The 8,556-nt window shown below is 59.1% G+C and carries 7 protein-coding genes; all 7 read left to right on the top strand.

Features of this window, described 5'->3' with window-relative positions; translation table 11 throughout:
• Positions 1-3 precede the first annotated feature (3 nt).
• The 7 genes from KDN35_RS05485 to KDN35_RS05455 all read left to right on the top strand — a co-directional run bounded on the left by KDN35_RS05485 (position 4) and on the right by KDN35_RS05455 (position 8,458).
• Positions 4-642, top strand: coding sequence for a precorrin-2 dehydrogenase/sirohydrochlorin ferrochelatase family protein (locus KDN35_RS05485; RefSeq protein WP_212132319.1), 639 nt, complete (start codon positions 4-6; stop codon positions 640-642).
• A 121-nt stretch (positions 643-763) separates the two neighbouring features.
• Positions 764-2,572: a sigma-54-dependent Fis family transcriptional regulator gene (locus KDN35_RS05480; protein ID WP_212132318.1), complete on the top strand. Its 1,809-nt coding sequence runs from the start codon at positions 764-766 to the stop codon at positions 2,570-2,572.
• Between the two features lie 113 nt (positions 2,573-2,685).
• A complete protein-coding gene (locus KDN35_RS05475) occupies positions 2,686-3,648 on the top strand; it encodes a 2-keto-3-deoxygluconate permease (protein WP_212132317.1) in 963 nt (320 codons plus the stop codon).
• A gap of 187 nt (positions 3,649-3,835) precedes the next feature.
• Positions 3,836-5,146: a four-carbon acid sugar kinase family protein gene (locus KDN35_RS05470; protein WP_212132316.1), complete on the top strand. Its 1,311-nt coding sequence runs from the start codon at positions 3,836-3,838 to the stop codon at positions 5,144-5,146.
• Entirely contained in the window at positions 5,139-6,134 is a 996-nt protein-coding gene (pdxA, locus tag KDN35_RS05465) for a 4-hydroxythreonine-4-phosphate dehydrogenase PdxA (RefSeq protein ID WP_171565826.1), read from the top strand. The genes KDN35_RS05470 and pdxA overlap by 8 nt, the downstream gene beginning before the upstream one ends.
• 212 nt (positions 6,135-6,346) lie before the next feature.
• Positions 6,347-7,816 (top strand): SLC13 family permease, encoded by a 1,470-nt coding sequence (locus KDN35_RS05460; RefSeq protein WP_212132315.1) that lies wholly within the window; start codon positions 6,347-6,349, stop codon positions 7,814-7,816.
• Between the two features lie 114 nt (positions 7,817-7,930).
• Positions 7,931-8,458, top strand: a complete 528-nt coding sequence (locus KDN35_RS05455) for a MaoC family dehydratase (RefSeq protein ID WP_171565824.1) — start codon at positions 7,931-7,933, stop codon at positions 8,456-8,458.
• The last annotated feature ends 98 nt before the right edge of the window (positions 8,459-8,556 follow it).

The following is an 8,556-nucleotide window of genomic DNA, read 5'->3' as shown; positions in this document are numbered from 1 at the left end:
AGGGTGCGGCTCTACCCGATGATGGCGAATCTGCGGGACAAACAGTGTCTTGTCGTCGGTGGAGGACGTGTGGCGGAGCGAAAGATTGGCGGCCTGCTGAACACAGGAGCCGTCGTCACGGTCGTCAGTCCCGCCTGCACGCCGACAGTCCAGTCGTGGGCGGAAGCGGGGCGCATTACGCTGCACCGCCGCCGGTTTGACCCTGACGACGTGCGGGATGCGGTCGTGGTGATCGCAGCCACGGACGATCCCGGCGTCAATCTGGCCGTTCACCGGGCGTGCGGCTCGCACCAGTGGGTCAACATTGTGGACCGCCCCGACTTGTGCACGTTTACCGTCCCGTCCGTGGTGGAGCGGGGCGACTTGCAGATCGCCATATCCACGGGCGGACACAACCCCGGTCTGGCAAAAAAACTGCGCCGGCAGTTGGAGGAGCAGTTCGGTCCGGAGTACGCAGAATACACAGCCTTTTTGGGCGCGATGCGGGACAGGGTGCTCGCGCTCGGACTGGACGAGACACAGCGCCGGGCCGTTCTGGCCGAACTGCTGGACGACCGCTTCCTGCGGTTGACTGCGGCGGGAGAGACAAAGCGGCGCGATCAGGAAGCGGAGCAGGTGTTCCGAACCCTGGGGAAACCTTGAACGAAATCTCGTGAACCGGAAGCCCGGACAACGGGTGTTCCGGTTCTTTTGCTTTTTCCGGCCAAAGTTGTATAATTTTAGCGATATCTGTTTCATTTCGCAACATATTGGGGGCAAGAACATGGCGAAAATCAAGGTAAAAGGCATCGCGCCGTACCCGGGCTTGCGTGATTTGCTGCTGGACATTGCAAAAGAAGACGACCGGATCGAGATGGATGTGGAAATCGCTGATCTGGAAGAGGCTCTGCCCATTGTGCTGCAGGCCGAGAAGCAAAGGTATGACGCGATTGTCAGCCGCGGCGGAACGGCTCAGCTCATCCGCAAGCACGTGTCCATTCCGGTCGTGGACATTCCCGTCTCCGGATACGACATCCTGCGTGTGCTCACATTGATCAAGGATTCCAACAGCAAGCCGGCCATCATCGGCTTCCCGGGAATCTGCCAGGGGGCGGCGACGGTCTCCAGCCTGCTCAACCTTGAAATACCCGTTTACCCTGTTCACCATGAGTCGGAAGTCAGAGGCGCGCTGGAGCGTGCGACCAATCAGGGCGCGCAAATCGTACTGGGCGATGTCGTCACGGTGAGGACCGCACAGGAAATGGGTTATCACGGCATCCTCATCACGTCTGGCCGCGAGTCCGTCCAGGAGATGTTGACGGAGCTGGTGTACGTCCACGATATCTACATGAAGGGGCTGGAAAAGGCGCGCTTTTACGAGGAACTCCTGCAGCACGACACGACAGGTGTGCTGGCGGTGCGTGCGAACGGCGACATCCTGTACGCGAATCCGGCGGCGCAGGCGTGGCTGGGCAATGCCGACGCGATTCCGCCGGCAGTTGCGTCCCTGCTTTCCGCCGACCAGCCGGACGGCACAACGGTCACAGCGGAACACGTGGCGATACAAGGCCGTTTGTGCGATATCCGGATTGCTGCCCGCACAAAGGAGGAGCCGTCCGCTTTCATGCTCTACCTGCAGGATAGCAAGGGCGTGCCGCCACAGCCATTCCGGGAGATACAGACGCCGGAGCGGCTGGCTGCGTTTGCGCAGGTGATCGGGTCCAGCCGGGAGATTGCGAAAACGGTAAAGCGGGCCCAGACATACGCGCAGACGAACAAAAGCGTCTGGCTCACCGGGGAGATGGGCAGCGGCCGCATGCATTTTGCCCAGGCTATCCACGCAGCGAGCAGACAAGGCCGGCACCGATTCTATTCCGTCTGCTGTTCATCCGCAGAGGAAGAGAGGCTGGCGGAAGAACTGTTCGGAACGGAAGGAAAACCAGGTTTGCTTGCAACCGCATCTGGAGGAACCCTGTACCTGGAGGAAGTGGACAAGCTGCCTGTTCGCCTGCAGGATCAGTTGGCGGCCGAGCTGCAAAAAGGGGGGCGGCTGCGGCTGATTGCCTCCTCCCCCCTGTCGCCCGGACAGGTCGCGAAACGAGGCGGCTTTTCCTCTCATCTGCTCCACCAGCTCGCCGAGTGCCAACTGCGCATTCCTCCGCTGCGGGAACGCGTAGAGGACATAGGAGAATTGGTGCGTGTGCTCATCGCCCATCACAATTCGGCGTACGGCAAGCACATCGTCGGCATCAGGGAAGAGGTAATTGAACGGCTCGCCGAATACGACTGGCCCGGCAACCTGAAAGAATTCCAAAACGTCGTGGAAGAAATGCTGCTGCTGACGGAGGGCCACTATGTGGGCCTGGAAGAATGGCAGGAAGCGTGGCAGCGGTACAGTGCGGAAACACGGGCCGGAAACGCGGGGCTGCCCCTGGGCGAATTGAATTTGGAGGGAACGTGGGAAGAAATTGAACGGCAAATTTTGCTGCACGTGCTGAAAGAAGAAGGCATGAATCAATCACGCACGGCCAAACGATTGGGCATCAATCGAACAACGCTGTGGAGAAAATTAGGAGATGTGTTGAAAAAATAAACAGTTTGAATATTGAATCTCCCCTTTGATTCGTCTTACAATGACTACTGAAAACGATTTCAAATAGTTATTGTTTCATTTTTAAACAATGACATCAAAGGGGGCACTTGCGCATGAAAATTAAAGCATCCATTGAACGGATTCCGGGCGGGATGATGATCATTCCGCTGCTGCTCGGTGCGGTGATCAATACCGTGTTTCCCGAGGCGGCGAAGACGTTTGGTTCGTTTACAGGCGCGCTTTTGACCGGCTCACTCCCGATTCTGGCTGTTTTCTATGTGTGCATGGGCGCGACCATCGACTTCAAGGCGACGCCGTATATCGCGAAAAAGGGCGGTGCCCTGCTGGCTGCCAAAGTGGGGACGGCTGTCGTGCTTGGCTTTATCGCAGCGAAATTTCTCGGCGAAGGCATGATTGAAAGTGGATTCTTTGCCGGAGTGTCCGTATTGGCGATCGTGGCCGCGATGAACGACACGAATGGCGGCATGTACATGGCCCTGATGGGACAGTTCGGGAAAAAGGAAGACGTCGGGGCGTACTCGATCATGAGTCTGGAGTCGGGGCCGTTCCTGACGATGGTGACGCTGGGTGTGGCAGGTCTTTCCGCCTTTCCCTGGGAAACGCTGGTCGGCGCCATTTTGCCGCTCGTCGTCGGCATGATCCTCGGCAACCTCGACAAAGACATGCGCGACTATCTGGGCAAAGCCGTGCCGGTACTGGTGCCGTTCTTCGCCTTTGCGCTCGGCGCAGGTCTGAATCTTCAGAATGTGTGGAAAGCCGGCCTGCTGGGGGTATTGTTGGGAGTGGCGGTGGTCGCCATCACCGGCATCGTGCTTTTTGCCGCAGACAAATTGACCGGCGGCAACGGCATTGCCGGTTTGGCTGCAGCCACCACCGCGGGTAACGCCGTGGGTGTGCCGGCCGCAGTAGCTGCCGCCAATCCCGTGTACGAACCATTGGTGCCGTCGGCAACGGCGCTGATTGCTTCCTGCGTGATCGTGACCGCCATTCTGGCACCGATCGTAACGGCTTGGTGGGCGAAGCGGATCGGCGTCAACAGCAACACGGCTCAATGATGAGCCATCGAGAAGAAGGGAGGGTCCCGCGGCAGGCGGCTCGGGACGCTCCGCTTCGATCGTCAGAAGAAAAAGGCTCCCGGCTGGCTGTCCTGCTATTTCGCTGCGGCTCGGACGATGATGTGCGGACGGTTTGGCCAGACAGCCCGGGAGGGGAGAAACATGGACAGAAGGCGAGGCAACAGTCATGAGAAAAATAGGCATCATCGCAGACGATCTGACAGGCGCCTCGGATTCAGGCGTTAAGTTTGCGCGGATGGGCTTGGAGACACGCGTTCTTTTTGATTGGAAAAACGCAGCTGCGGAGTGCGTCGATGCGGACGTCGCGGTCATGGATACGGACAGCCGCTCCCTCCCGATGTCAGACGCGTACGCCAGGGTGAGGCAAGCGGCGCAGTATTTGCGTGAACTGGAGTTCCAGCATGTTTACAAAAAACTGGATTCGACGCTGCGCGGCAATCTTGGGGCGGAAATTGACGCGGTGATGGACACGATTTCGTTTGATTTCGCCGTCGTCGCCCCGGCATATCCCAAAATCGGCCGTGTGACGAGAGGCGGGAGACACTTTCTCAACGGGACGCCGATCGACCAGACGGAGATGGCCCGCGATCCCAAATGCCCGGTAAGCGAATCGGACATCCTCAAGCTGATCGCCTCTCAATCCAAACGGAAAACGGGACTGGTCCCGCTGGCAGTGCTGCGGGAGGGAGAGGAAGCCGTTCGGGCACAGGTGGACAGACTGCGGCAGGACGGCGTGGACGTGATGGTCTTCGACGCCGAGTCGGACAGCGACATGCAGCGGATTGCGTCAATCATGTCGGGGTACAGGGCACGAATCTTGTGGACCGGCTCTGCGGGATTGGCCGATGCTCTTCCCGTGACGCTTGGGCTTGCGGGACGCCTCCGGCCGAAGGTGATGATTGCTCCGTCCGGAAAACCGGTGCTGCTGGTTGCGGGAAGCATCTCGCAAACGACACAGGATCAGGTGAGGCGCGTTTGCGAAGAGCCGCACGTGGCTTGCGTGGAACTGAATCCCCTCGCCCTGCTGGCAGGGGAGGACGAGCAGCAGCGGGAACTAAAGCGGTGTGTCCATGAGCTGGAGGAAGCGGTCCAGAGCGGACGGAATGCGGCGTTCTATTCCCTTGCCACCTCCGCCCATGTAAAAGGGGCCAAGGCGTTGGGAGAGGCTCGGGGGATGACGGACACGGACATCTCCAACCGGATCGCGGATGCGCTGGGCACCGCCGCCGCAGCCATTGCCGCCCGGCATGACCTGCAGGGGTTGATTCTCACCGGAGGAGACACGGCAAAAGCCGTATGCCGCCACTTGGGTGTCAGCGGCATTCAGCTCCTGGACGAGATTGAGCCGGGGATTCCGCTCAGCCGCATCGTTGGTGCACATCCGCTGTTTGTCGTTACGAAGGCGGGAGCTTTTGGCACCAGGCACACGCTGCTTCATGCGTTACATGTTTTGAAAGGAGATCGGCAACATGAGTAAACCGATTGTAGGCATTACGATGGGCGATGCCGCCGGGATCGGTCCGGAAATTATTGTAAAGGCGCTGGCAGATCCGGCTGTCTATCAGATGTGCCGGCCGCTTGTCATCGGCGACGCGAAAATGTTGGAACGCGCCAACCGCATCACGGGAGCCGGGTTGTCCGTGAGCCGGGTCAGTGATGCGGGCACGGCGAAGTACGAACACGGCGTGATCGACTGCCTCGACCTTGATCTGCTGCCGGAAGACCTGCCGTTTGGACAGGTATCCGCCCAGGCCGGGGACGCCGCGTTTCGCTTCCTGGAAAAGGCGATCGACCTGGCGAAATCCGGGGAGATCGACGCCATCTGCACGGCGCCGCTCAACAAGGAAGCGCTGCACAAGGGCGGGCACATCTACCCGGGTCACACGGAAATACTTGCGGAGCTGACCAATACCAAGGATGTGTCCATGATGCTGTCCGCTCCCAAACTGAGAGTGATCCATGTGACCACCCACGTGGGGTTGATCGATGCGGTGAACATGATCACGCCGGAGCGGGTCTACAAAGTCATCGTCATGGCTCATGAGACCTTGAAGAAGGCGGGGATCTCCTCCCCGAAGATAGCCGTTTGCGGAATCAACCCGCACGCGGGCGAAAACGGGTTGTTCGGATACGGTGAAGAAGAGGAAAAAGTGGTGCCCGCGGTGCGGCAGGCGCAGCAGGAGGGCATTGACGCGGTGGGACCGCTCCCGGCAGACACCCTCTTTTTCCGCGCGACGCGGGGAGACTTCGACATTGTCGTCGCGATGTATCACGATCAGGGACACGGCCCTGTCAAGGTGCTCGGCCTGGAAGCCGGGGTGAACATTACCGTCGGACTTCCGATTATCCGCACCAGTGTCGATCACGGCACAGCGTTCGATATTGCCGGAAAAGGCGTGGCTGACGAGCTGAGCATGAAAGAGGCGATCCGTCAGGCGGTCGAACTGGCGCCGAAACGGGCGTAACGCCCGTTCGCGGTGTCGGCTCTGCTGTAGAAGCATGGTCTGGCCTGAACCGAGGCAACACTCGCAGACTGTCATCAGGCTACGGAACGGAGGGAAACGTCCGGGAGATTTGATATCTCCCGGACGTTTTTGAAAATAATCAAAATAGATAGACAATTAAAAATGGATACAATATCCTAAAAGAAAAATCCTTTTCGTACGAGGGAAAACCTATGTCCACCATTAATCCACAAACAGAAAAGGAACGTGTCGCGGTTCAGCAGAAGAAAAAAGGGATGTGGCTCGTGCTGAAAAAGCCGCTCTGGTTCGCACTTTCGGCACTGGCCTTCCTCCTCGTGTACGTTGGCCTATGGGACTACATGGAGTACGCGCCGCGGGTGACGCTGGCGATTACGCTCGCGGTCATCGTCTTGTGGGTGCTGGAGCCGATTCCGTTTTCCATGACGGCCGTGCTCGTCTTATTTGCTTTGCCCATGGCGGGGGCGGTTTCCACCGATTTGATCCTGTCCGGCTTCGCCTCGCCGGCCATATTCCTCATCGTGGCGGGCATGATGATCGCCAGCGCGGTGGAGCAGACCCCGCTTGGCAAGCGGTTGGCGTTCCAGCTGCTGTATTGGTTCGGGGAAAAGAAGGGCGGTGTCCTCGCCGGCATCATCCTCATCCCGCAGGTGATGGCCTTCTTCATCCCGGCGGCTGCGGTTCGCACCGCCATGCTGCTGCCGATCGTGTTTTCAATCACTTCCATCCTGGGCGTGAAGGCGGGCGATGTGCAGGGGAAAACATGGATGATGGGCGTGGTGGTCGGCTGCGGCATCAGCGGAACCGCCGTGCTGCCGGCGGCGATCGGCAACGTCATCACCGTTGATTTGATCAACACCTACCTGCAGCAGCGCGTCACCTACCTGGACTGGCTGCTGCTGGCGCTGCCGATGTGGCTGATCCTGGTTCCCGTCTCCTGGTGGGTGCTGTACCGCTGTTTTCCCGAGAAAGACGGAATCCCCACAGGGCTCAAGGCAAAAATGAAGGAGATGATCGCGGAGCTCGGGCCGATGACTGCGCGGGAAAAACGGCTCCTGGCCATTCTCTGCGCCGTCTGCGCAATGTGGGCGCTGGAAGGCATCCACGGTTGGCCTCCTGTGATTCCGGCACTGATCGGTGCCGTGCTGATGGCCTGGCCCGGCATCAAGGTGGCCGACTGGGACAAAATTCTCGACATCCAATTTGCCCCCTTGATCATGCTGGGCGTTACGCTTTCGCTGGGCAGGGCGCTCTACGAGACGGGGGTGACGGACTACTTGTCCAGATGGATGGAGAACGACCTCACGCTGTACCTCTTTTCCAATCCGGCGTTGGCGGTCCTGACGGTGACGATTCTGACCCAGCTGATTCACAAGGTGACGTCCAACGTGTCCACGGCTGTCATCGCGACGGTTCCGGTGGTGATGGCGCTGTCCGCCCAGGCGCAGAGTGCGCCCGCCCTGCTGCTGGCGTTTGTCGCGGGGCTAACGTGTCTGTTCGGCTTCATCCTGGTGGTGGAGACGATCCCGGGCGTGATGGTGCACGGGACCGGCTGGGTGACGCAGCAGGATTTCTTCAAGCCCGGTTTCTGGCTGACGCTGGCGACGACGGCGATCACCTATCTGATGGCCGTAACCTGGTGGTCCTGGCTTGGCTACATGTAGCCGTTTTTTAATGAAAGCGCTTTAATAAAAGGATTGACAAGGGTTTGATGGGAATACTATCATGATCTTAAGAATTGGATCCAATATCCATTAAGTCTGGAGAGAGGAGGAGCCATGAGCATACAGGAAGGATGGACAGGGCGGTTTTACGAGGATTTCGAGGTGGGGGACGTGTATCCCCATCCGCTCGGCCGGACCGTGACGCAGACGGACAACATCTGGTTCACCCTGCTGACACAGAACACCAATCCCATCCACTTTGACGCCGAGTACGCGGCCAGGACCGATTTTGGGCGGCCACTGGTGGACTCCACGTTTACGCTGGCGCTGGTCACCGGCCAATCGGTGGCGGACGTCTCGCAGAACGTGATGGCCAATCTCGGCTGGGACGACGTGCGGCTTCCCGCCCCCGTCTTTGAAGGTGACACCATCTACTCGTACAGCGAGGTGTTGGAGAAGCGGGAGTCCAAGTCCCGCCCCCACGTCGGCATCGTCAAGGTGAAAACGGTTGGCTACAACCAGCGCGACGAGGTGGTCATCCAGTTTACCCGCACCTTCATGGTGTACAAGCGCGGTCACGGTCCCGAATCGGTCAGCGAACGGGTCCGGCGCGTGCGGAATCAGGTGTTGAAGCAGGAGTAGCCTTGGCGCAAATCGCGATGGTTCGCAGGAGACAGCGGATACATCGGGGAAAGCAGGTCGTCCGCGAAAATTTTTCGGAATTTTCAGCATTAACGAAC

Origin of the sequence: Brevibacillus sp. NL20B1 (genome assembly GCF_018195675.1) — a bacterium.
In the GTDB taxonomy this organism is placed as follows: domain Bacteria; phylum Bacillota; class Bacilli; order Brevibacillales; family Brevibacillaceae; genus Brevibacillus; species Brevibacillus aydinogluensis.
Note: the sequence above shows the minus strand (reverse complement) of the source record. Positions and strands in the feature narration are given on the sequence as shown.